The organism is Bacteroidota bacterium (genome assembly GCA_034439655.1).
GTDB lineage: Bacteria > Bacteroidota > Bacteroidia > UKL13-3 > UKL13-3 > CANJUD01.
Map to the genome: position 1 here is coordinate 1 of JAWXAU010000091.1, position 23636 is coordinate 23636.

The following is a 23636-nucleotide window of genomic DNA, read 5'->3' on the forward strand; positions in this document are numbered from 1 at the left end:
AAGGGACTAATCCCGAATGCTTTCGGGATGTAGTTCGGCATTACCATTCTACAAACCAAATCCGCCACAGGCGGAGAACTATTTTAGTTTAAGAATTGGAAAATATAAAGCACACCCTCCCTTTGTTTGTGCACCATCAAGAGATTTAAATTACCCTAAATATTCGGCTGATATATAGTTGAACCATATATACTCGTTTGTGGTTGGTGAATCCCGAATAAGGTTCGGCACATAACCACAGGCAACTAGGGTTTGATTATGACTCAACTATATTTCTGCCAAATGCTCTTCAATCCTTAACGGTTAAATTTATTTACTATTATATAAAGATGTTTTTAAAGACATGTTGGCAAGGTGAATATTCACCTTGCCCATTTGCCATATAAATTGTAGGTTTGCACCTATAATCATCAAACCCTATTATGGCATTAGAAATAAAAGTACCCGCAGTGGGCGAATCAATCAGTGAAGTGACCATTAGCCGTTGGCTTAAACATACTGGTGACTATGTGCAAATGGATGAAGTATTGTGCGAATTGGAAAGCGACAAAGCTACTTTTGAATTAAACGCTGAAGCTGCTGGCGTGCTTACTACTAATGGACAAGAAGGTGATACTATTAAAGTAGGCAGTGTTATATGCAGTATTGATACTACCGCCAAAGCTCCTGCTATAGCTAAAGAAGCAGTTGGCAGCACAACACCAAAGGCCGAAACACAAAAATCAGAATCGGTAGGTACGCAAAATTATGCTACCGGCCACCCAAGCCCCGCTGCCCAAAAAATATTAAGTGAAAAAGGAATTGCCCCAGCCGCTATAACAGGAACAGGCAAAGATGGACGGATTACCAAAGAAGATGCTGAACAAGCAAAAGCTTCACAAAAAGTTGAAGCCTCCAAAACTATTATAACACCTGCACCAGTTGCAGGTAGTAGAGAAGAAAAACATGAGAAGATGAGCAACCTCCGTAAGACTATTAGTCGTAGGTTAGTTGCTGTAAAAAATGAAACTGCTATGCTCACCACTTTCAATGAGGTGGATATGAAAAGTTTGATGGATTTGAGAACTACATACAAAGAAAAGTTCAAAGAAAAACATGCAATTGGTTTGGGGTTTATGTCGTTTTTCACCAAAGCCGTTTGTGAAGCACTTAAAGATTTTCCTTCAGTTAATGCCTCGATTGATGGGGAGGAAATTATATATCATCAATATTGTGATATTTCTATAGCGGTATCAGCCCCAAAAGGATTGGTGGTACCCGTAGTTCGTAATGCCGAAAGTATGACGTTGGCTGATATTGAACGCAGCATCGCCGACCTTGCTGGGAAAGCTAGAGAAAATCGTTTAAGCTTGGAAGAAATGACGGGCGGCACATTCACTATTACAAATGGTGGTGTATTCGGCAGCTTGATGTCGACACCCATTATTAATGCTCCGCAAAGTGCAATATTGGGCATGCACAATATTATAGAAAGACCTGTTGCCATTAGCGGCCAAGTAGTAATCAGACCCATGATGTATGTGGCTTTGAGTTACGACCACCGCATTATTGACGGGCGTGAATCTGTTGGTTTTTTGGTTCGCGTAAAACAATTATTAGAAGATCCTGCAAGAATGTTATTGGGAGTATAATAGTACATGAGAAAAATACTATTATATATATTTATATTCCTATCCCATTATATAAGTGCACAAGTTACAATATACTATGGAGCTACTATCCATGTGGGCAATGGGCAGCTGATTTCAAAAGGGGTGATGGTTGTGAAAGGCCAGCAAGTGGTTGATATAGCAAGAGATTTAACACAAATGGAAATTAAATGGGCTGCAGATAAGCCTGTAAAAGTAAGCTTGCAAAGTACCCAAGAAATATATCCAGGTTTTATTGCCCCAAATTGCTATCCCGGCCTTAACGAAATTGACGCTGCACGAGCTACGAAAGATTTTATTGAAGTTGGGAGCTACAATCCAAATATTAGGACGCTCACAGCCTTTAATACTGATAGCAAAATACTTCCCACACTTGCTTTCAATGGCGTGCTTGCAGTGCAGGCATCTCCTTTTGGAGGAACAATTTGCGGCACTTCCTCAATTATGGCTACAAGTGCTGATAATTGGGAGGATGCAGCATTATATAGTGACGATGGAATATATATAAACTGGCAAGAAATTTCACAGCCTGCAAACGAAGACCAAAATAAATACCATATAGCATTTTTGGAAGGTTTGGGCAAGTTTTTCGAGGAAGCAAAAGCATATAATAATTTATCGGAGATTACTGAAAAAAACCTCAAATATGAAAGTACACGTGGATTGTGGCAAGCTGAAAAAAGATTATATATACGTGTGAATTCTGCCTATGGAATTTTGGAAGCTATAGATTTTGCCAAACAGAAAAATATAAAAAATCTTGTCATTGTGGGTGGTACGGAATCATATAAAGTTTGTGCCTCTTTAAAACAAAACCAGGTACCTATTATATTAATGAACCTTCACCGACTTCCAACTAGAACAGATGAAGATGTATTATTGCCCTTCAAACTCCCAAAAATGTTGCTCGACTCAGGGATAGATTTTTGTGTGGGAGTTGGGGGTTCGTGGGAAGTACGGAACCTGGCGTTCCAAGCTGGAACGGCTGCCGCATATGGACTTACAAAAGAACAAGCACTTTCAGCAATTACTTATAATACAGCAAAAATTTTGGGTTGTGATAGTCAATTGGGAAGTTTGGAAATTGGCAAACAAGCCACTTTCTTTATCAGTAACGGAGATGCACTTGATATGAAAGGCAATGTATTATATAAAGCTTTTATAAAAGGTATTGAAATTAATTTGCAAGGACAGCAACAAGATTTATATAAAAAGTATAATAAGAAATATTTCGGAGAGTAAGGGTGTTAATAGTAAGAGGGAAGTAGTTGGGGAATATTTTTTGCATCACAAAAGTTAAAAAGCTGTACACAGTATGTTTATTCCACAACCAATTCTACTGCACCCTTTCTACAATCTGTGAAATTACTTTTATATAGCAGAGCTTCTTTTTTCCACCTATCAATATAATAATTCGAATTGCTGAGGTCTGCTATATAATGCCGGGCTTTCACCTTGCCAGCCAAGTCTTCCCAATGTTTCATAGGTTTGTGGCTTATGATTGCAATATCTACTGAATCCTTAAATGCTGTAGTTGGGGTTTGGTCAATAATTAAAATCTTTTTGCCATTAAAAATATATAGGTTCTTATAATTTTGTAAGCGATTAGTTGTATGTTTTTGTGTGTCATTCAACGCATACAAGTTCTTTTCGGTGGCACCCATATCAACCCAGTGTTTTTGAAATTTAAACTTGAGAGTGGCTTTATTATATAATATATTGGTATCGCCCACTGCGGTTAAATTGTGTGAATCGAAGAAACCCACGACAGTCTTGCCCTGTATGGCATAAACAAATATTTTCTTTTGTTGTTGCCATTGGTAGTTTTCTATCATTTTTGTGCACAGAAAAACAACCATAAAAAGGGATGCGGTATAAAAAGTATACTTATTTTTATGGGTAAAAAATTGGGTAACGAAAAAGAAAATTATCAATAATAAAAGTGTTTGCCAAAAACCGATACTCACCCCTTCGAAAGTAGCATAGGGAATTTGACCAATAAATTTAACTGTATCATCTGTCCATTTGATTAAATAGTCCAAAGCAATGCCCATACTGCTTGCCAGCAAGGGAATGAAAGAAAACGCTACCAATAATAATCCGATATAAGTTATAATAGTTGAAAGCGGAATAATGAGCAAATTGGAGATGAGAAAATAATTAGGAAATTGTCCGAAATAGTAAAAACCTAGAGGTGAGGTGGCCAATTGTGCAGCAATAGATACCGCGGTAATATTCCATACTTGGTTCGTAAACCAATTATTAAAAGTAAACCAGCTATAGATACGTGGATGTAAAAATACAATACCCAATACCGCCAAGTATGAAAGCTGGAAACCCACGTCGTACAATGAGTAGGGATTGATGAGCAATAATATAAAAGCTGAGGCTGCAATAGAATTATATATGTTCGTATTGCGGTGGAATGTCTCCGCTATGATAATAATCGTAAACATCAATGCTGCCCTATTTACTGATGGAGATAGACCCGTAATTAAAGCATAAAACCATAGCGTAACTACTATAATACAAAACCTCAAAATACGCAATGATTTCTTGCGGGTGAGAAAACCCAATAAAGCTTTTAATACAAAGTACAATATGCCTACATGCAAGCCCGAAACTGCCAATACGTGCAGGGTGCCCGTATCTGCATACGCCTCCACCAAATCCTGCGACAGGTCTTCTCGATAACCAAAAATTAATGCAGCGGCCACACCCTTTTGTTCATCGCCTGGAATATAGTTTTTATAGAGTCCTACTATATACTTTTTGATGGAATAGAATAAATTATCTAATACATGTGATGAATCTTTTCCCACCATTTCCCATTCCCCATCTCGAGCAAAAACTTGATAACTATAACTATTTATTTTCATATACCTGTTATAGTCAAACTCGCCCGGGTTCAATGGTTTGGGGATTTCAATCGGTTTGCCACTAAGCAATAAAATAGAGCCATGCTCAAGCTGTATAGCATCACTATCTTTGGGCAAGTATAATAATATATTACCACTGGCATAGGTGTAATTACTATCATTTAATACTGCCAAAACTTTCGCTTTTGCCCGCACTGATTTTTCTCGTGGTACTGCATTTTCTACCAGCTCAACTTTTATATATTTTTCATCCTTTTGAAGTCTAACAAAATGATCATTTTTATAACTATCAGCTTGTGTAATGGGCAATAATAACCCCAAAATAATGAATGCTAAATTTAAGCAAACAGTATATATTACTTTTAGCTTTCTTACGAATTTGCTTTGATAAAAAACTAATATAAACAATATACAAACCAAGCCTACAAATACATATTGTAAATAATCGAAAGCCCAAGTAAAGTAAGTAGATAAGGCAATTCCCAATACCAAGGGCAGCACCATACGCACAAAAGGCACTTGATGCCAAGGGTTTATATGTTGCGTTTGTATAATACGTTCTTTATTATACTGACGAACTCTAAAAAATTGTTGTATAAAGTTAATGAGCCACTTCATTTAGTGGCCAAAAGTAAATGAGAAAAATCATAATCCGTCATTCTGAGTCTCGTCACACAATAATCTTGATAATAATCATGAGTTTTTAAGTCGAGGCGAAGAATCTGTTCAACGTATGTAGGTACTACAATTGTCCTCCCATCCCAAAAGATTCTTCGCGGGAAGCCCGCTCAGAATGACGTTAGGGCTTCTACAAATGAATACATTCTCCATACGCATCGGCAGTAGCTTCCATAATAGCCTCGCTCATAGTAGGATGTGGATGTATCGATTTTAAAATTTCGTGTCCTGTGGTTTCAAGACGGCGAGCGACAACGGCTTCGGCAATCATTTCGGTAACGTTTGCACCCACCATGTGGCAACCTAACCATTCACCATATTTGGCATCGAATATTACTTTTACCATACCATCTTTTGCTCCCGAAGCACTTGCTTTTCCGCTTGCACTAAATGGGAAACGACCTACTTTAATATCATAACCCAATTCACGGGCTTTCTTTTCAGTAAGACCCACACTGGCTACTTCAGGCCAGCAATAAGTGCATCCTGGTATATTTTCATAATTGAGTGGTTCTGGATTGTGACCCGCAATTTTTTCTACACATATAATACCTTCTGCACTGGCTACGTGGGCAAGGGCTGGACCTTTCACTATATCACCAATAGCATATATACCATCAATATTTGTTTTATAAAAATCATCAACCAATACTTTTCCCTTATCGGTTTTTATACCTAATGTTTCCAGTCCAATATTTTCTAAATTTGTTTGTATTCCTACTGCTGATAAAACAATATCACATTCTACAACTTCTTCTCCTGTTTTGGTTTTTATTTTTACTTTACAACCTGTACCACTTGTATCAACTGAAAGCACCTCCGATTCGGTCATAATGCTTATTCCTGATTTTTTATAAGTGCGTGCAAGTGCTTTTGATATTTCTTCATCTTCCAGCGGTAATATACTTGGTAGAAATTCTACAATGGTAACTTTGGTTCCTATACTATTATAGAAATACGCAAACTCAGCACCTATTGCTCCTGAGCCTACTACTACCATACTTTTGGGTTGGACAGGCAGTACCATTGCATCAGTATAACCTACTACTTTTTTGCCATCCATCTTTATATTTGGTAATTCTCGACTACGAGCACCTGTGGCAAGTATAATACTTTTTGCTTCGTAGTTTGTTTTTTTACCATCGGCTCCAGTTACCTCAAGTTTGCCTGTGCCAACTAGTTTTCCATAGCCTACGATTACTTCAATTTTATTTTTCTTCATCAAAAAAGAAATGCCTTTGCTCATTCCATTTGCCACATCGCGGCTACGTTTTATAATATTGGCAAATTCTGGTTTCGATTCGCCGACTGTGATTCCATAGTCGGCAGCATGTTTTATATATTCAAATACCTGTGCCGATTTAAGCAAAGCTTTGGTAGGAATACAGCCCCAATTGAGGCACACACCGCCCAATTCAGATTTTTCGACGATGCCTACTTTCAAACCTAGTTGGCTAGCTCTAATGGCTGCTACATAACCGCCCGGGCCACTGCCCACTACTAAAATATCAAAATTCATACTGCTTGTTTATTAATTAATTTGGGCTGCAAATTTAACTCAAATCACGCTATAGAAAACCTATCGCATCTAACTATTTCATTTTCTATAACTTATATTTGTTTCTGAGGTATTTATGCCGAGAAAAAAAATATCCCAAAATAATATTATGGTGCTTTAATTTTCCTTTTTTCTTTAATATAAGTACGAATCACGGTACCCATAGCCACCACTATCATACCTAAGGTGATAAGCCCAATATGGTCGCCCACCCACGGGAATTTTTTGGCCAGCCAATATCCGCTGCCCACCATGGTAATAGTCCACATCAAACTTCCTACAATATTATATAATAGAAATTTGCGTGGATTTATTTTGGCTACGCCCGCAATAATGGGTGCAAAGGTGCGAATAATGGGTAAAAAGCGGCCTAGTATTAATGCCAATCCGCCATGTTTATCATAAAAGCTTTTGGAAAGAGCCACATAACTTTTTTTGAATATCAAAGAATTTTCACGGACAAAAAGCTTTTCTCCTACCCGTTTACCAAATTCATAGCCTACTGTATTTCCCAATATGGCTGCTCCATTAATAGATAATAAAACTGTCCAAAAACTATAATCCAATTTGCCGTTGGCACAAAGCAGTCCTGCCGCAAAAAGCAAGGCATCGCCTGGCAAAAAGAAGCCGATAAGTAAACCAGTTTCGGCAAATACAATCAATAGCAATACCCAAAACCCGCCATAGGTAATCAACTGCTGTGGGTCGAATACATTGGGTACTTCTTCAGATATTACTTGTAGTAGTTCCATGCGGAATTTGTTGCCACAATTTTAGGTGAAGGCAAGCAATAAAACGAGTGAAATATTTGAAACGTGGAAAACTGGGTTTGAAATCTATATGCAATTTATATTTTCTGTATAGGTGCTTTGTCGGTACACAATATTAATAATATTTGTAATTCTGAAGCACGAGGCAGGCCGACGGCGGGCACTATGGCTGGTCTTGTTACTATGTGTGCTAAGCAGCAGATGTCTCAGCCGCGAGTTGCAGGACGACATAACAAACCTGTTTATGTTCTGACCACATATAACCAATTTTTTCTATTCTCTATTCTTGCTATCTATTATAATAGTAACGGGCCCATCATTAATTAAACTCACTTTCATATCGGCACCAAACTGCCCTTTGGCTATGGGCTTGCCCAATTCTGCATTTAATAATTCTATAAACTTTTCATATAAGGGAATCGCAGTTTCGGGCCTCGCTGCGTCTATGAAACTAGGTCTGTTCCCTTTCTTTGTGGAGGCATGTAATGTAAACTGACTCACCAATAAAATATCGCCGTGTATATCTTTTACGCTCAAATTCATAAGACCCGCAACGTCAGAAAATATACGCAAATTGCCCACTTTATTTGCAAGCCATTGTATATCTTCTATATCATCTTCCACACAAATTCCTACTAGTACCATCAGCCCTTGTGCAATTTTACCAACTTCATTTCCTTGAATGGAAACTTGTGCCTCAGAAACCCTTTGTATTACTAAACGCAAACCTACAATTTAGTTAAGTGCCTTATTGATATAATACAGAAAGAAATCTTTCTCATATTCGAGCATATTTTTCATTGCTTTATTCCAATCAAGCCATCCCAGTCCCACTTGCTGCTTTCCACAACATATAGTAGGCAAAAACGAATGTATAACAGGGTACTTATTTGTAATAAATTTATGATAATACAATATCATATATGTATCACTATTACAGTTTTTTTGGGTATTGTAAAACCACATACATTCACCGCTGTCATAGCGGAGGTTCACAGTTTCCGACGTATTACCTATCTCTAGCAGAGAATCTGAATACACATCAACCAAATCATTAAATATATAATTTCGGAATTTAATGTTGGTAGACAATATCAAATTGTATGAAAAATCAAAAAAATCTTCTCCCTTCAAAGTCATAGGTGATGCTTTAATATCTTTGTCGCTTATTACATGATAATTAATACAAGCAGAAATCACTTCTTTTTCATCATCATTCAACATGGGCAAAAACAAATTAGCTGGCAATTCTATCAGATCAACCACTGAGTCACCCTCCAGTTCGGGTTCATTAAAGCGATACAAGATTTTTATGCGGGTTATTTGGGTTAAGGATTTACTAATATGCTGGTCCCAAAAATTAAATTTAATTCCTGCTATATTATTCTTAGTAAGCAGGAACTCACTGTTTCGCTTAGCAGCTTTCAACAGATATCTGCCTATATATACTCCTGCAATTCCACCTACTTTTTCACTTTCATAGGTGTTAAATTGATCAGAAAAACATTTGAAAGTGGGCGAATTGATGGAATCGAAAAGTTTGTCGATATATTTATTGTACACATGCTGCGTATAGCTTCCCATAGTATTTGCCGATAAAATTTTGTGCTGCCCACACAGATGGGTACAAAAAAATATATTGATTGTACAAAAAAATAAATACTTTCGCATCTTATTAAAAAATTAACGCAAACATACATCAAAAAGTTGCATACCCTTCAAACTCCCATAAGTGCTGTTATAATAGCCAACAATGCGTCCCGCTCCATCGGTCATACCATTGCCGCCATGCTGTGGTGTAACGAGGTATTGGTAGTAGACTCAGGCTCAACCGACAATACTGTCGAGATATGCAAAGCTTTAGGTTGCACCGTGATGCATCACAACTTTGAAAGTTATGGGAAACAAAAACATTTTGCCGTGTCGCAGGCTAAAAACGATTGGGTCTGGGTAATTGATGCTGACGAAATTGCCACGCCTGAAATTGTAGCAGAAGCATGCAAAAAAATAGATTCGGGAGAATATGTGGGTTATATGGTTCCCATTTCACTGGTCTTTATGGGGAAATTATTGCGATTTGGGAATGAATATAAAAAACCACATTTACGATTGTTCAACAAAAAGCATGGAAACTATAATGAAAGTTTGGTACACGAAGATGTGTTATTAACAGGAAAAATCGGGAAGTTGCAACACCATGTTTTGCATGATAGTTATTATAATATAGATGACTATTTTAAAAAGTTCAATAATTATACAACCCGTGCCGCCGAGCAATTGCATGCACAGAACAAAAATATAAATATCCTTTCACCTATTATAAAACTACCTTTCCACTTTATTATATTATATATATTTAAGGGTTTGATTTTTGATGGTATAGCTGGATTATTGTGGGCCACATTTTCGAGCTGGTATTCTTTTGTAAAATATATAAAACTATGGGAAATGAATAAACTAAAATCCACCAAACTTCAATGAGAGTAATGGCTTTCGATATTGGACTGAAGAGAATTGGCGTAGCTGTTACAGATCCACTGCAAATTATTGCTACCTCGGTAGGAACTTATTCACCCAATGATATCGCAAATTATTTGAATGAATATATAAAAACCGAACCCTTGGAACTTTTTGTATTGGGTAAACCTTTGCAAATGGATGGCAGCAATTCGGAATCTTATCATTTGGTTGAACAATTTTCGGCATGGCTGCAAACTACTTTCCCTGATATTCCGCAAAAATGGATTGATGAAAGACTCACGTCCAAAATGGCTTCACAGGCTTTGTTCGATAGTGGACTGAAAAAAAAACAGCGACAAGATAAAAAGTTATTGGACGCAGTATCGGCTACCTTAATTTTGCAAACTTATTTACAGTCCAAATAATGATTCTTCCTATATATGCATACGGTGAGCCCGCCCTTCGCAGCGAGACTATTGAAATACAGCGTTCATTTCCACACCTCGAAGATATTATAAAAAATATGTGGGATACCATGTACCATACCAATGGCGTGGGTCTTGCCGCCCCGCAGGTTGGTATTTCCATTCGTTTATTTGTTGTTGACTCCACAGAGATGTACAAAGAGGAGGACGAAGACCCCAGCAAAGGAATCAAAAAAGTATTTATCAATCCCAGTATCATAAATGAATCGGGGCAGGAATGGGAGTATGAAGAAGGCTGTTTAAGTATACCTGGCATCCGAGAATTTGTAAGCCGCAAATCCAATATCAAAATTAGATATTATGATGAGCACTTTGATACCCATACCGATGAATATGATGGCTTAACTGCCCGCGTTATTCAACACGAATTTGACCATCTAGAAGCTATATTGTTTGTAGACAAAATATCATCCCTCAAACGCCAATTGAACCGTAATAAACTTTTGCAAATAAGCCGTGGTTTTGTGGATGTGAAATATAGGATGAAATTTGCGAGAAGGTAGTTCTTGTCATCCTGTCCGCCGCGGCAGATATCGAAGGATAAGCATTTTTCGACAAAAAAAAATGTACAAAAAAAATTATATTAAATCCCTAATTGAAACCCTATAGTAGGCGACCCCAATCCTGGACCCATGCTAATATGTTCTACATCTGCGGCAGTCAAAGTTTTCACCATTTCGGGAGTTCGATCCTCTGCTTTCATTGCAGCCAATCGTAAGTTCTGCTGTTTTACTGCATCATCCATTAGTTTCCTTACCGCACGTGCATTGCCAAAGAATTTATCGCGTTGTGTCCACAAGTTTTCTAATAGTTTTTCTAGCATCGTTTTCGCATCTGCATCGGGCGTGATGCCACGTTCGGTTAGCATTTTGGAAGCTATTAATTTCAATTGTTCCAAATCGTAATCTTCAAAAACCATCATACGGTCGAAACGAGATTTAAGTCCAGGGTTGGATTCTATAAATCGTGTCATCGGTTCTGTATAACCTGCAACAATTACAATAAATTCGCCGCGGTTATCTTCCATCCGTTTTAATATAGTTTCTACGGCTTCTTTTCCAAAATCATTATCGCTGCCATGCAGTGCATAAGCTTCGTCAATAAACAAAACTCCGCCCATTGCTTTGTCAATCATTTCTTTAGTTTTCAAAGCTGTTGAACCTATATGGTTTCCTACCAATGCTTGTCTATCACACTCCACCAAATGTCCGCGTTCCAATATTCCCAAAGCTTTATATATTTGTGCGAGGATACGTGCCACCGTGGTTTTCCCTGTACCAGGATTGCCTGTAAATACAGCATGTAGGTTGAGCAAACTGCGTAAATCTTTTCCTGTTTCTCTATAATACCTAACGAGTTTTACAAGTTCATCAATTTCTGTTTTTGTTTTGTTAAGGCCTACCATATTACTAAGTTGTAATAATGAATCACGCAACAAGTCTTCATCAACAGGTATGCTTGCAATCTCACGATTTTTCTTTTCGAAGATGGGCACCAAATCGGCCACTTCAAGAGCCATCAAATTTTCTTTCGATAATTCTTCGGGGTTGGGCATTTGCATAATACGCAATCCCAAATTCATTTTTGCCTCATCCAATATATTATTGACTAGTCGTGCATTTCCAAAATTTTGGTTACGGGCACGGTAAGCCTCTACCAATTTTTTATACATAAAAACTTGTGCATCGGGACTAAACTCCACCATGCGTTTTTGAGCAGCATATAAAGCTATTTTTTCAAGCTCGTCGGGTTTATAATCGGGGTATTCAAAAGTCATTTGAAAACGCGATTTGAGACCCGGGTTCGAGTCTAAAAAATTATTCATTTGTTCAGGATAACCCGCCACCACAATAGCTAAATCGCCTTCGCCATCACTCATTTCACGAACCAATACTTCTATTGCTTCTTTACCAAAATCTTTGCTGTCGTCGTCTTTTCGTGAAAGACTATAGGCTTCGTCAATAAATAAAATGCCACCTCTGGCTTTTTTAATAGCTTCTTTAGTTTTAGGTGCTGTTTGCCCAATAAATTCCGCCACCAATTCACTACGGTCGGCTTCATATACATGGCCTTTACTCAACAAGCCTAAGTTATGATATATTTTGCCGAGCATGCGTGCCACAGTTGTTTTTCCTGTTCCTGGATTTCCTGTAAATACTGCATGTAAATTAATTTTATCGGTATCCGTAAATCCTTTTTTGCGGCGAAGTTTTATAAAGTTAAGATAGCTTGTATAGTCGTGTACTTTCTTTTTGATACCGTTTAAACCAATGAGTCCGTTCATCTCACTCATCAATTCCTCGAACGATCGTCCGCCACTTACTGCAGGCAAAGATTTATCTTGTAATTTATTCCTGCTAGGTGTAAAATATATTTGTTCGTCGTCAATTATTTCTACTTCTTCAATTCCAATCTCAAAAGGAATTACTGCCACAATTTGATTCATAAAAACCAATTCCACAGTATAGATATCGGTGCTCCAACTTCCCTTAATATCACTTCCCCAACCGACAGTGCAGTTTATTTCCTCATCGCCGGGGTATATAAATAATAGTTTATCGACCGAGCCTTTAAGTTGGCCACTCACTGTTTTGAAATTGAATATCATTTCACAAGCCCAGTAATCGTGCTCTTTCAATAAGTTTTTGGCATTGAGCTCTACCCATACATAACGGGTATCAACACTATTAAAAGTTTTAAGATACGTGCGTTCATGCTCGGGCACATTGGCATCGGGGCCTTCATATATCTTAATCTCATTGATATCGAAATAAGGATTAACATGGGCATTGGCAAGGCCATTATGCTCTACATAAAAACTACGCTCGGCAGCCATTTTATTTTCTATCCATGCCTCCCAACGGTAGGAGCCACGTTTCCAATAATTGCCTTTGTTTTTAACGCCCCAGCCTTCTCTCACAAATACCACACTGTCTTCCTTTTTCACGGTACGGTCGCAGTTCAAACTACAAATTTCTGCACCATCGGGACCAAAACATTTGAGACGAATATGCACGTCCCAATCTTGTTCGTCGAACAATTTATTAAAGAACGAAAATTCACAATATATATAGGACAACTCGCTCTCATCATATACCAAACGGTAGTTCTTCTCATTATTTGCCAACCACTCGGTGCTGGCAAAAATCCGCAAATCCTTAAACTTGTGTTTCATATCCATAAGAACAAAATTAAGGATAAATGGTTGCTTATTCCCAACTTTTGCAAAGTTTTTTAACTTTACGAAAGTTGGGCGTACTTTTGCGGCAAATTTTAAAACATGAATATTAATAATATTACCGAGCTTCTTGGCAATCAGGCCAATAGCCTACTTGGTCATAAGGCCATCATTAGCAAAGACCTCTTGCACCAGCCAGGTCCCGATTTTGTGGATCGTGTTTTTGCTCAAACCAACCGTAATACTCAGGTATTGCGTAGTATCCAAAGCATTTACGACCATGGCCGTTTGGGCCGTACAGGTTATGTGTCAATCCTTCCTGTAGATCAAGGAATAGAACATTCAGGTGGTGCTTCATTTGCACCCAACCCCATTTATTTCGACCCTGAAAATATTATTAAACTTGCTATCGAAGGCGGTTGCAATGCTGTTGCTTCTACCTACGGAGTATTGGCTGCATGCTCACGTAAGTATGCTCATAAAATCCCTTTCATCGTAAAAATCAACCACAACGAAATTCTCACTTACCCCAATAAATTTGACCAGGTAATGTATGGCTCTGTTGAAGAAGCTTGGAATCTTGGAGCTGCTGCGGTAGGTGCTACTATATATTTCGGTAGCGAAGAATCGACCAGGCAAATACAGGAAGTGGCGGCGGCTTTTGAGCGTGCCCACGAGCTTGGAATGGCTACGGTGTTGTGGTGCTATTTACGTAATAATGGTTTCAAAAAAGAGGGTGTCGATTACTCTGCCGCTGCCGATTTAACAGGACAAGCCAACCATTTGGGTGTAACTATTCAAGCAGATATTATCAAACAAAAATTACCTACAAACAATGGTGGTTATAATGCCATTAACTTTGGCAAAACACATCCAAAAGTATATAGTGAACTATGTACCGATAATCCGATTGACTTATGCCGTTATCAAGTAGCAAACTGTTATATGGGCCGTATGGGTTTAATAAACAGCGGCGGCGAAAGCAAAGGTGCTAGCGATATGGCTGAAGCAGTAATGACAGCGGTGGTTAACAAACGTGCGGGTGGTTGTGGTTTGATATCGGGTCGCAAAGCTTTCCAAAAACCCATGACTGAAGGTGTTACTTTATTGAACGCTATTCAGGATGTGTATTTGGAGAAGGGGATTACTTTGGCGTAAGGATAATTAAGAAAATTATATGGATAAAAGCCGTTTCTCTGAGACGGCTTTTTTACTAAAAAAGCATCATTGATATTAGGTTTTTTCGACGGGCATCTTTATGTTTTTGTAGCAACTTCAAACTTATAAAAAATATTGTTGTATAATTATTTCGCTACTTTAACATTAATTTATAATATACTAAATGTGCGAAAACAAACTAATTGACATATCTAGTTGGCAAAGTGGTAGTAATGATTTCGTTCCAATAGGTAAACGTATAAAGCGAGTTGTATTTGAACCTGAGACAGAAAAATTATACTATTTTAAGGTACCTAAAGATAAATATCCTTGGGAGTTTTGGACAGAAGTTATATCATACCAAATTGGACAAAGCTTAGGTTTTAATACCAATTCTTAAACTATAATAGTTCTCCGCCTGTGGCGGATTAGTTTGTAGAATGGTAATACCGAACTACAATACATTTAGTCCCTTTCTTTTGGACTATTATATATTGAGTTTCGGTATAATGTATTGAAATATGAGCCTGCAATTTCTAAAGATTCTGTCGGGTGTTTATCTCCTTCTATGGTAGGAGAGCATGAAGAATTAATACACGGGCAGCAGTTCCTTACACAAATATTGCCAACTTTTGAAACTAAAAAAGGGATAGATCATAACTTTCAGTTGATAGAATCTTTCTTTAGAGATAGTGAACATGAAGTTTCTTTCGAAGAATTTATACACATGTTAGTCTTTGATGCGATAATAGGTAACAGGGATAGGCATCAACAGAATTGGGCTATGATAAGAGGGGTTGAAATAGATGTGAAAAATCTAAAGTTAAATGCAAAAATATTTAGTCAAGATGCATCAGTATTAAAGATAATATGGCGATTAATAGGATTGGGGCTGTCGAGAAAAACGAATAAGTCAATTGCAAATATGGAAATAGAAATAAACGAACATTACAGATTTTCTCCCTTTTTTGACAATGGAAATTGTTTGGCATATAATATCATTGAATCCAAAATTGGTGATATGGTTAAAAACGAAAAGCAGCTTGAAAATTATCTTTTCGGCAATAAAGCAGTAAGTCATGTTAAGTGGGATGGTGCATCAATTCCACATATTGATTTACTTAAAAATGTTTCTCGCCATCATAGGGAAGCTGTTTTGACTGGCATTGAAAAGGTTAATCGAAACTTAAATGCTATATCATTTGAAGATATAGTAACAAACATTGATAATGGATTGGATGTTGTACAAAAGGATTACGTTCTATCTTTGCAGCGGAAAGAATTAATCTGCAAATTATTGAATGCAAGAGTAGCTAGGCTTTTAAGCAGTTTTTAAATGGTATTAAACAATATATATATTAGTTGGCGGAAAGGTAAGGGTGGGAACCGTTATCTTATAGGTTTGCTCGAGAGGCTAACTAGTGGATTTGCCTTTTCTTATATAAAAGAAGAAGTTATTAAGGCGAGAAATGATGGGTTCAAAAATTATCCCGATTTTTCTACTGTGAATTTTGACCATAAATATACCGGTGATTTAGAAAGAGTTTTTTCACTTAGACTAATGCCCGAGGGGCGACCCGATCGTGAACAGTATCTTTCTTTTTGGGATGCAAATAATCCAAAATATGATTGGTTTGACGAATTGGGATTTACCCAAGGGAGATTAGCCACTGATAATTTTGAATTTCTTGCTAAGCTTCCATATTATGATAATAATCTAGGGTTCGTAACCGATATAGCCTCACTAACTCATAATCCACTACCTATTGACAAGGTAAAGCAAGGAGACAAGTTAAGATTTGAACTGGACACAAACCATCTTACAGACCCTAGTGCTGTTAAGGTATATAAAGACTCCGAATTTATTGGTTACATTAAAAGAGGGCATTCATTTTTCTTTAAAGATGCAAACAGAAACAGATTGAGATTAACGGTTAAGCACATTGAAAAAAATGGAATGGTTAATCAATTATATATTTCTGTAATAAAGGAATAAGAAATATTATAGGACTAGATTATATAGCCGAAATAACTTTTTATATCAAGGCTTCTCAAACTCACCATAACCATCTGTCAAAATATCAGGTATGGTGTCGGTAATCAAAATTGTATGCTCAAATTGAGCAGATAATTTTCCGTCAATGGTGCGGGCGGTCCAACCATCTTTGCGGTCTACTTTACTGCGGGCCTTACCTGCATTTATCATGGGCTCGATGGTGAAAATCATTCCTGGTTGTAATACAGGGCCTTTATTGCGTTCATGCTCAGCATGATTCACTTCAGGGTCTTCGTGGTATTTTACGCCTACCCCATGTCCGCAAAATTCATATACTACCGAGCAACCCTGTGAAGTGGCATAACGGTTTATTTCAAATCCAATATTGCTAAGTCGGTTGCCGGGCTTGCATTGCATAATGCCAATGCTCAAACATTCTTTGGCAACTGCTATTAGTCTTTTTGCATAATCGCTACAGGGTCCTACTTCATACATGCGGCATGAATCACCATAATATCCTTCAACAATTAAGGCCACATCAATATTTAATATATCTCCGTCTCTTAATTGGTAAGGACCCGGAACGCCGTGACAAATCACATCATTAACTGAAGTGCAGCATGATGCTGGAAAACCACGGTAGCCTAGGGATGCAGATTTTGCTCCATGGTCATTCACATACTCACGGCATTTTTTATCGATATCGGCTGTGGTAGTTCCGGGCTGTGCGTACTGCCCCAAATATTTAATGGTTTCGTAAGTAAGAATGCTGGCCTTGCGGATGCCTTCTATTTGTTCAGGAGTTTTGATGAGGATTGCCAAGGGATTGATGAATTACGAATCACGAATTTTAAATTACGAATTGCAATCCCTAGCTATCGTGCTCGTGGTTTGGTGTTATCACCAGCCACATCGCATTTATCATCCAACAGCCTGAATTCGTAATTCGTAATTCGACACCCGTAATTATGTTTGTGGCGGCAAATTTACAGCCCCTTTCATCTAAATTTGAAAAATATTTGCGAGGTAGAAAAAATCTGCCTACTTTTGCACTCCTTTAAAAATTAAGCATAGCAAAATGAAACGTACATTCCAACCATCGCAACGTAAAAGAAAGAATAAACACGGATTTATGGAACGCATGTCCACCAAAAACGGACGTAGAGTATTGGCAGCCCGCAGAGCTAAAGGCCGTCATAAACTTACTGTGAGCGACGAGCCACGCCATAAACGTTAATAGAAAATATTTTTTAATGAGTAAAGCCGGCTTCAAGTCGGCTTTTTCTTTTTTCAGCCCACATGATTTTATACCGATTTAACATTCAAAATAGTCCAATTTACGCAAGTTTCATTGTGCTATTTTTATGCATTATCAGCATTACCATTGTAAATTTATAAATCAGTTTGGGCTGTTTTATAAAAACAATGGGTATTATTGCATCTTTGCTTAAAGAAATATAAATGGATACCATCCGTTACACCTTCAAAAAAAATGAAAGGCTTTGCCGCGAAAGCCATGTAAAGAAGCTGTTCACGGGTCGCAATGATTATAGTGATAAATTATTTCCCTTTCGTATCTCCATCAATTTTGTTCCTGCCGAAAATGTACCTTGCAGCAAATTTTTGCCAGTAGTTCCCAAAAGAAATATTAAAAAAGCAGTACATCGCAACCGTAAAAAACGTTTGATGAAGGAAGCTTGGCGATTGAGCAAACACTTATTGCTTCCAATTCTTAACGAAACAAAAACAGATGCACATATTGCTTTGTTCTACAATAGCAAAGAGCCCATCACCTTTGTGGAAGTGCAAGAAAAACTAAATATATTGCTCGAGCAACTCCTCAAGAATTATAAACCTACTACCGAAAGTATATAATATGCCCAACCCATTATCATTACTTTTTATTGGGCTGATAAAAATATATCAGTATACTATTTCGCCTTTGTTGCCTAGTGCCTGTAGATATACTCCAACTTGTTCGCAGTATGGTGTGGAAGCTATCAAAAAATATGGCCCCTTAAAAGGTGGATGGTTGACACTAAAAAGAATATGGCGGTGCAACCCTTGGTGGGGTAGTGATGGGCACGATCCAGTGCCGTAGAGATTTGACAACCCAGCCACGCCTGTGTGTATGCAGATTTGTCAAATCTGCTTAGGCCCCAGTCATGCAGAGTTGTCAAATCCCCCAAATCCCTTAATTTTGCAACGATGAAATATTTGAAAACCAAAGACAACTTTTTGGCCATTGAGGATGAGAAACTATATAGTTATGAAAATAGCAAAGTGGTGATACAGCAAGTTCCGTATGAATATACCAGCAGCTATTTAAGTGGTTCTCACAAAGGCCCAGCGGCAATGGTAAAAGCATCGCAGTTTGTGGAATTGTATGATGAAGAATTAGAACAAGAAAACTATATAAAGATTGGTGGAATTTGCACCGTAAAAACTTTGGACTTTAAAAACAAAACCAATAAGAAAGCAGTTGATTATATAGAAGCAGAAACTACTAAATTATTAAACGATAATAAATATATAGTTTCTTTGGGTGCTGAGCATACTGTTACTTTAGGTTTTGTGAAAGCATTTTTAAAAAAATTTCCAAAACTCACTGTAGTGCAAATCGATGCCCACAGCGACTTACGTGACAGCTACGGTAATAATAAATTCTCGCATGCATCGGTAATGGCAAGAGTACATGAATTGGGTGTTAATTTGGTTCAAATTGGAATCCGGGCACAGTGCGTTGAAGAAGCTAACTTGATTAAAAATTCAAAAAATATTAGTACTTTTTATGCCCATCAAATTAGAAATAATATAAATTGGCAAGCAGATGTTTTGAAAGAAATTAAAGGCCCTGTATATTTAACGATAGATGCAGACGGCTTTGACCCGAGCATCGTGCCAGCAGTTGGCACTGCCGAACCTAACGGATTGTTATGGAACGAGACTATTATATTTTTGAAAGAATTATTTGCACAAAATGAGGTTGTAGGATTTGATGTAGTAGAAATTGCACCTACAAAAGCAAATATATTAACTGAGTATACGATGGCGAAACTTATATATAAATTGATAGGTTATCAGTCGTTAAAAACTCCCAATAAAAAATCAAAAAAATGAACCGTATTTATTTTGACAACGCCGCCACAACCCCTATCCATCCTGAGGTAGTGAAAGTAATGGCAGCAGCCATGACAGAACATTTTGGTAATCCTTCATCCACCCATGCACATGGCAGGCAGGTGAAAACTTTATTGGAAGAAGCACGCAAAAAAGTAGCAACTATTTTGCATGTTACTCCAGGTGAAATATTTTTCACATCAGGTGGTACCGAAGCTGATAATATGGCTTTGCGATGTTGCGTAGAAGACCTTGGTGTGAAGCATGCCATCAGCAGTAAAATAGAACATCACGCAGTATTACATACATTAGAAGAACTTGATAAAAAAGGAAAGATACAATTACATTTTGTGAATCTTTTGCCTAACGGACATATTGATATTGATCATTTAGAAGAACTACTAAAGCAATATCCGGGTGCATTGGTGTCGTTGATGCATGCCAACAACGAATTGGGAAATATGATAGACTTGGATAAAGTATCACAATTGTGCACAGAAAATAATGCATACTTTCATTGCGATACCGTTCAAACCATTGGTCATTTTCCTTTAGATTTAAGTGTGACAAAAATTGATTTTATCGCATGTGCTGCCCATAAATTTAATGGCCCCAAGGGAGTTGGATTTATATATATAAATAACCGTCTCAAAATTAATCCGCTAATAACAGGAGGCTCCCAAGAACGCAATATGCGAGGCGGTACCGAGAATGTATATGGTATCGTTGGATTGGCAAAAGCTTTGGAGATTGCTTATAACGAATTGGAACACGAAAAAGTACAAATTCTTGAAGTGAAAAACTATATGATGAAACGTATAAAGGAAGAAATTCCTAGTGTGCGTTTCAATGGTGACCCTGATGGTAGAAGTTTATATACTGTTTTAAATGTTTGTTTCCCTCCGAGTCCTGTGAGTGAAATGATGCTTTTTAAATTAGATATTGAAGGCATTTCGTGCAGTGGTGGCAGTGCTTGCAGCAGTGGTAGCAATGTAGGTTCGCACGTACTTGCAGCCATTGGTGTACCTGAGGATTGTAGCTCCGTTCGTTTTTCTTTTGGCAGACAAAACACGAAAGAAGAAGTTGATATTGTAGTTGGGAAATTGAAAGAGATGTTGGTGTGAGAGGAAGGAGGAGTAAGGAGTAAGTGGCTAAGGCGAAATAGGATTCGGGATTCAGTTCGCCGCCGACGAATGGGGGCTTCGCGAATAAATTAAAACAATGTACATTTTATAATAAGAAGTGTAAAAAAACATTAATGTAATGAAGCAAGCAAAGCAAATTATTGTTGAAACATTCTTATCTATACTTGTGTTTTTTTCTGTTTTTTTCTTAACAATATTATATCAAATAAATCCTCTCCACTATTTCAATAGTGGAGAAACCTATAGTCTTAACCTTGGTTTTCCCTTTAAATATTATGAACAATTTTGGTTAACAGGAAGCAAAATACCGAACTCTAGTTGGTTTATTCAAAATTTAATTTATGACTGCTTGCTAACATTGATATTTGTTACTGGACTATATTTTTTAAAACCGAAAGTAAACACTCAAAAAAAAATGAAATTTTCGAAAATATTTCAAAAGTGGATCTTCCCCAATATATAAGCTAAATCGATTCCAAAATTCCAATTCCAATATCCTATGACTCCACGAATCCCGACTCCTGAATCCCATATCCCGTATTCGATTATTTCTGTCTTCAAGCAATACAAAGCCTTGGCAGAAAAAGCCATAGCCCAATTAGATGAAAAAGAATTGTTTTACTTGCCCGATCCTGAATCGAATTCGATAGCGATAATTATGCGTCACTTGGCAGGAAATATGATAAGCCGCTGGACTGATTTTTTAACTACCGACGGGGAAAAACCAGATAGAAATCGTGATGCTGAGTTTGAGCAAGATGATTTAACAGAGGGAAAATTAATATTGTATTGGGAACAAGGATGGAAAGTTTTTTTGGACACGCTGCATAGCTTGCAACCTGATGATTTGCAAAAAACTATATATATTAGAAAAGAGCCATATACGGTGATGGAGGCTATTGCTAGACAATTGGCACATTATTCTTACCATATTGGGCAAATAGTTTTTATAGCTAAACACTTAAAAAATACAGATTGGAAAACCCTGAGTATAGCTAAAGGAAAATCTCAAGATTTTAACAATGAACTCATGGGAAAATGAAGCTCCAAATATTTTCATACAAGCTACAATTTATACAAGCTGCTACTACCAGTCGCGGTAGTATGGATTTTCACCAAGTATATTATATACAAATTTCTGATGGTATAAAAAAAGGAATTGGTGAAGCTGGTCCACTCAAGGGTTTGAGTACAGACTATAATACTATTAAAGATGGCTTAAAACTACTTGCGGAGTATTATAATGATGGAGCTCCAGTTCAAGATATTCTTATATTATTAAATGATTTTCCTTCTGCAAAATTTGCTTTTGAAACCGCATTGTATGATTATAATAGCGGAGGAAGATATATTATTTATGATACACCTTTTACTTCTGCAAATACACCCATAGAAACAAATGGACTTGTTTGGATGGCAGATAGCAAAACCATGTTGGACGAGGCTTTTAAGAAAGCTGAAGCTGGCTTTACAACTATAAAGTTTAAAGTAGGGTCTTTAGATTTTGACGAAGAGTGTAGAATGATTGAGCAACTCAGAAGGTATTATAATAGTTGGAAAATTACAATAAGATTAGATGCCAATGGAGCGTTTGCAAACAATGACGCATTAGAAAAGTTAAAAGAATTAAAACGTTTCGATATACATAGTATCGAGCAACCTATTAAAGCAGGGCATTGGGATTTGATGGAAGAGCTTGTGAGCAAAACGCCCATAGATATTGCCTTAGACGAGGAGCTAATTGGCGTGAATGTATATAATGATGCAGAGCCAATCCTGAAAAAAATTAAGCCACATTATATTATATTAAAACCAACTTTATTGGGTGGATTTACGAATTGCGAAGCATGGGTAAAGCTTGCAGAAAAATATTCTAAGGGTTGGTGGTCAACCTCAGCGTTAGAATCAAATATTGGATTGAACGCTATTGCCCAATGGGCTAGTAAATACAAAAGCCCTATGCCACAAGGATTGGGCACAGGGCTTTTATATAATAATAATCTTTTATCACCGCTTCTGTTGCACGATGGACATTTATTATATAATCCAGCAGGCAAATGGGGTGATTTAGAAACGCTCGAAGCTATTGAAAAAGAAGCTTGATTCGATGGCGGCATTTTCGTCGCTATCGCTACCATGCACCGCATTTGCCTCAATCGATTTTGCATATAATTGACGGATAGTTCCAGCATCTGCTTTTTGAGGATCAGTAGCACCAATTACGATACGAAAATCAGCAACTGCACTTGATTTTTCTAATACTGCAGCCACTATGGGGCCGCTGCTCATAAAGCTAACAAGGTCATTGTAAAAAGGACGCTCACTATGCACTGCATAGAATTGGCCAGCTTGCTCTTTAGTTAACCAAAGATATTTCATTGCATTGATTTTGTAACCAGCATTGATAATGTGGTCAATAATTTTTCCTGTGTACCCATTGCTCACTGCATCGGGTTTAATCATGGTAAATGTGATGTTATCGCTCATTGTATATTATAGTTTTTCGGGGTGCAAAAGTAGTTAAAATCAAGGAGAATGCCTTGCATTATCCCAAAAATTT

The 23636-nt window shown here is 37.4% G+C and carries 24 protein-coding genes; 16 read left to right on the forward strand and 8 right to left on the reverse strand.

Translation table 11 applies throughout. From position 1 onward, the window contains the following. Positions 1-422: 422 nt before the first annotated feature. Together odhB and SGJ10_05935 are read left to right on the forward strand one after the other, a co-directional pair. Positions 423-1631: a 2-oxoglutarate dehydrogenase complex dihydrolipoyllysine-residue succinyltransferase gene (gene odhB, locus SGJ10_05930; GenBank protein ID MDZ4757663.1), complete on the forward strand. Its 1209-nt coding sequence runs from the start codon at positions 423-425 to the stop codon at positions 1629-1631. A gap of 6 nt (positions 1632-1637) precedes the next feature. Next, a complete protein-coding gene (locus tag SGJ10_05935; protein MDZ4757664.1) occupies positions 1638-2891 on the forward strand; it encodes an amidohydrolase family protein in 1254 nt (417 codons plus the stop codon). A gap of 77 nt (positions 2892-2968) precedes the next feature. Here SGJ10_05935 and SGJ10_05940 read toward each other — a convergent pair whose 3' ends face one another. The 5 genes from SGJ10_05940 to SGJ10_05960 all read right to left on the reverse strand — a co-directional run bounded on the left by SGJ10_05940 (position 2969) and on the right by SGJ10_05960 (position 9118). Further along, positions 2969-5146, reverse strand: coding sequence for a ComEC/Rec2 family competence protein (locus SGJ10_05940; GenBank protein MDZ4757665.1), 2178 nt, complete (start codon positions 5144-5146; stop codon positions 2969-2971). A gap of 190 nt (positions 5147-5336) precedes the next feature. Further along, positions 5337-6725, reverse strand: a complete 1389-nt coding sequence (gene lpdA / locus SGJ10_05945; GenBank protein MDZ4757666.1) for a dihydrolipoyl dehydrogenase — start codon at positions 6723-6725, stop codon at positions 5337-5339. A gap of 146 nt (positions 6726-6871) precedes the next feature. Continuing rightward, on the reverse strand, positions 6872-7516 hold the full coding sequence (locus SGJ10_05950; protein MDZ4757667.1) for a VTT domain-containing protein: 645 nt from the start codon (positions 7514-7516) through the stop codon (positions 6872-6874). A 291-nt stretch (positions 7517-7807) separates the two neighbouring features. Further along, the gene (gene dtd, locus SGJ10_05955) at positions 7808-8260 is read right to left on the reverse strand and encodes a D-aminoacyl-tRNA deacylase (GenBank protein MDZ4757668.1); all 453 of its coding nucleotides are present in this window, start codon (positions 8258-8260) and stop codon (positions 7808-7810) included. A gap of 9 nt (positions 8261-8269) precedes the next feature. Further along, positions 8270-9118: a hypothetical protein gene (locus tag SGJ10_05960; protein MDZ4757669.1), complete on the reverse strand. Its 849-nt coding sequence runs from the start codon at positions 9116-9118 to the stop codon at positions 8270-8272. A 123-nt stretch (positions 9119-9241) separates the two neighbouring features. Here SGJ10_05960 and SGJ10_05965 point away from each other — a divergent pair, with 123 nt between their 5' ends. The 3 genes from SGJ10_05965 to def are packed head-to-tail and all read left to right on the forward strand — an operon-like array spanning position 9242 to position 10982. Continuing rightward, entirely contained in the window at positions 9242-10015 is a 774-nt protein-coding gene (locus tag SGJ10_05965) for a glycosyltransferase family 2 protein (GenBank protein MDZ4757670.1), read from the forward strand. Between the two features lie 5 nt (positions 10016-10020). Beyond that, entirely contained in the window at positions 10021-10419 is a 399-nt protein-coding gene (gene ruvX, locus SGJ10_05970) for a Holliday junction resolvase RuvX (GenBank protein MDZ4757671.1), read from the forward strand. Further along, positions 10419-10982, forward strand: coding sequence for a peptide deformylase (gene def / locus SGJ10_05975; protein ID MDZ4757672.1), 564 nt, complete (start codon positions 10419-10421; stop codon positions 10980-10982). The genes ruvX and def overlap by 1 nt, the downstream gene beginning before the upstream one ends. 80 nt (positions 10983-11062) lie before the next feature. Here def and SGJ10_05980 read toward each other — a convergent pair whose 3' ends face one another. Further along, positions 11063-13654: an AAA family ATPase gene (locus SGJ10_05980; protein ID MDZ4757673.1), complete on the reverse strand. Its 2592-nt coding sequence runs from the start codon at positions 13652-13654 to the stop codon at positions 11063-11065. A 105-nt stretch (positions 13655-13759) separates the two neighbouring features. Between SGJ10_05980 and SGJ10_05985 the strand changes: the two genes are divergently transcribed. The 4 genes from SGJ10_05985 (at position 13760) to SGJ10_06000 (ending at position 16811) form a co-directional block, all read left to right on the forward strand. Next, positions 13760-14815, forward strand: a complete 1056-nt coding sequence (locus tag SGJ10_05985; protein MDZ4757674.1) for a class I fructose-bisphosphate aldolase — start codon at positions 13760-13762, stop codon at positions 14813-14815. Between the two features lie 184 nt (positions 14816-14999). Further along, positions 15000-15215 (forward strand): hypothetical protein, encoded by a 216-nt coding sequence (locus SGJ10_05990; protein ID MDZ4757675.1) that lies wholly within the window; start codon positions 15000-15002, stop codon positions 15213-15215. Between the two features lie 114 nt (positions 15216-15329). Further along, entirely contained in the window at positions 15330-16151 is an 822-nt protein-coding gene (locus tag SGJ10_05995) for a hypothetical protein (GenBank protein ID MDZ4757676.1), read from the forward strand. Then, complete coding sequence (locus SGJ10_06000) at positions 16152-16811, forward strand: hypothetical protein (protein MDZ4757677.1); 660 nt, start codon at positions 16152-16154, stop codon at positions 16809-16811. Positions 16812-16856: 45 nt separating this feature from the next. On the opposite strand, the gene map is transcribed toward SGJ10_06000, so the two are convergent. Continuing rightward, positions 16857-17633: a type I methionyl aminopeptidase gene (gene map, locus SGJ10_06005; protein ID MDZ4757678.1), complete on the reverse strand. Its 777-nt coding sequence runs from the start codon at positions 17631-17633 to the stop codon at positions 16857-16859. Positions 17634-17889: 256 nt separating this feature from the next. Between map and rpmH the strand changes: the two genes are divergently transcribed. The 7 genes from rpmH (at position 17890) to SGJ10_06040 (ending at position 23179) form a co-directional block, all read left to right on the forward strand. Next, positions 17890-18048 (forward strand): 50S ribosomal protein L34, encoded by a 159-nt coding sequence (gene rpmH, locus SGJ10_06010; GenBank protein ID MDZ4757679.1) that lies wholly within the window; start codon positions 17890-17892, stop codon positions 18046-18048. Positions 18049-18272: 224 nt separating this feature from the next. After that, positions 18273-18686: a ribonuclease P protein component gene (locus SGJ10_06015; GenBank protein ID MDZ4757680.1), complete on the forward strand. Its 414-nt coding sequence runs from the start codon at positions 18273-18275 to the stop codon at positions 18684-18686. 1 nt (position 18687) lies between these two features. Beyond that, entirely contained in the window at positions 18688-18912 is a 225-nt protein-coding gene (gene yidD / locus SGJ10_06020) for a membrane protein insertion efficiency factor YidD (protein ID MDZ4757681.1), read from the forward strand. Positions 18913-19019: 107 nt separating this feature from the next. Further along, positions 19020-19931 (forward strand): agmatinase, encoded by a 912-nt coding sequence (gene speB, locus SGJ10_06025; GenBank protein MDZ4757682.1) that lies wholly within the window; start codon positions 19020-19022, stop codon positions 19929-19931. Further along, entirely contained in the window at positions 19928-21055 is a 1128-nt protein-coding gene (locus SGJ10_06030; GenBank protein ID MDZ4757683.1) for a cysteine desulfurase family protein, read from the forward strand. Before speB ends, SGJ10_06030 begins: the two co-directional genes overlap by 4 nt. A gap of 520 nt (positions 21056-21575) precedes the next feature. Beyond that, a complete protein-coding gene (locus SGJ10_06035; GenBank protein ID MDZ4757684.1) occupies positions 21576-22118 on the forward strand; it encodes a DUF1572 family protein in 543 nt (180 codons plus the stop codon). Next, positions 22115-23179 (forward strand): o-succinylbenzoate synthase, encoded by a 1065-nt coding sequence (locus tag SGJ10_06040; GenBank protein ID MDZ4757685.1) that lies wholly within the window; start codon positions 22115-22117, stop codon positions 23177-23179. The genes SGJ10_06035 and SGJ10_06040 overlap by 4 nt, the downstream gene beginning before the upstream one ends. Here the strand turns inward: SGJ10_06040 and ndk are convergent. Next, positions 23144-23563: a nucleoside-diphosphate kinase gene (gene ndk, locus SGJ10_06045; GenBank protein MDZ4757686.1), complete on the reverse strand. Its 420-nt coding sequence runs from the start codon at positions 23561-23563 to the stop codon at positions 23144-23146. The genes SGJ10_06040 and ndk overlap by 36 nt on opposite strands. Positions 23564-23636 lie beyond the last annotated feature (73 nt).

What these genes read in the sequence shown, in the direction of transcription:
- odhB (MDZ4757663.1), top strand. Translation starts at nt 423, where the DNA reads ATGGCATTAGAAATAAAAGTACCCGCAGTGGGCGAATCAATCAGTGAA.
- SGJ10_05935 (MDZ4757664.1), top strand. Translation starts at nt 1,638, where the DNA reads ATGAGAAAAATACTATTATATATATTTATATTCCTATCCCATTATATA.
- SGJ10_05940 (MDZ4757665.1), bottom strand. Translation starts at nt 5,146, where the DNA reads ATGAAGTGGCTCATTAACTTTATACAACAATTTTTTAGAGTTCGTCAG.
- lpdA (MDZ4757666.1), bottom strand. Translation starts at nt 6,725, where the DNA reads ATGAATTTTGATATTTTAGTAGTGGGCAGTGGCCCGGGCGGTTATGTA.
- SGJ10_05950 (MDZ4757667.1), bottom strand. Translation starts at nt 7,516, where the DNA reads ATGGAACTACTACAAGTAATATCTGAAGAAGTACCCAATGTATTCGAC.
- SGJ10_05960 (MDZ4757669.1), bottom strand. Translation starts at nt 9,118, where the DNA reads ATGGGAAGCTATACGCAGCATGTGTACAATAAATATATCGACAAACTT.
- ruvX (MDZ4757671.1), top strand. Translation starts at nt 10,021, where the DNA reads ATGGCTTTCGATATTGGACTGAAGAGAATTGGCGTAGCTGTTACAGAT.
- def (MDZ4757672.1), top strand. Translation starts at nt 10,419, where the DNA reads ATGATTCTTCCTATATATGCATACGGTGAGCCCGCCCTTCGCAGCGAG.
- SGJ10_05980 (MDZ4757673.1), bottom strand. Translation starts at nt 13,654, where the DNA reads ATGAAACACAAGTTTAAGGATTTGCGGATTTTTGCCAGCACCGAGTGG.
- SGJ10_05985 (MDZ4757674.1), top strand. Translation starts at nt 13,760, where the DNA reads ATGAATATTAATAATATTACCGAGCTTCTTGGCAATCAGGCCAATAGC.
- SGJ10_05990 (MDZ4757675.1), top strand. Translation starts at nt 15,000, where the DNA reads ATGTGCGAAAACAAACTAATTGACATATCTAGTTGGCAAAGTGGTAGT.
- SGJ10_06000 (MDZ4757677.1), top strand. Translation starts at nt 16,152, where the DNA reads ATGGTATTAAACAATATATATATTAGTTGGCGGAAAGGTAAGGGTGGG.
- rpmH (MDZ4757679.1), top strand. Translation starts at nt 17,890, where the DNA reads ATGAAACGTACATTCCAACCATCGCAACGTAAAAGAAAGAATAAACAC.
- SGJ10_06015 (MDZ4757680.1), top strand. Translation starts at nt 18,273, where the DNA reads ATGGATACCATCCGTTACACCTTCAAAAAAAATGAAAGGCTTTGCCGC.
- yidD (MDZ4757681.1), top strand. Translation starts at nt 18,688, where the DNA reads ATGCCCAACCCATTATCATTACTTTTTATTGGGCTGATAAAAATATAT.
- speB (MDZ4757682.1), top strand. Translation starts at nt 19,020, where the DNA reads ATGAAATATTTGAAAACCAAAGACAACTTTTTGGCCATTGAGGATGAG.
- SGJ10_06030 (MDZ4757683.1), top strand. Translation starts at nt 19,928, where the DNA reads ATGAACCGTATTTATTTTGACAACGCCGCCACAACCCCTATCCATCCT.
- SGJ10_06035 (MDZ4757684.1), top strand. Translation starts at nt 21,576, where the DNA reads ATGACTCCACGAATCCCGACTCCTGAATCCCATATCCCGTATTCGATT.
- SGJ10_06040 (MDZ4757685.1), top strand. Translation starts at nt 22,115, where the DNA reads ATGAAGCTCCAAATATTTTCATACAAGCTACAATTTATACAAGCTGCT.
- ndk (MDZ4757686.1), bottom strand. Translation starts at nt 23,563, where the DNA reads ATGAGCGATAACATCACATTTACCATGATTAAACCCGATGCAGTGAGC.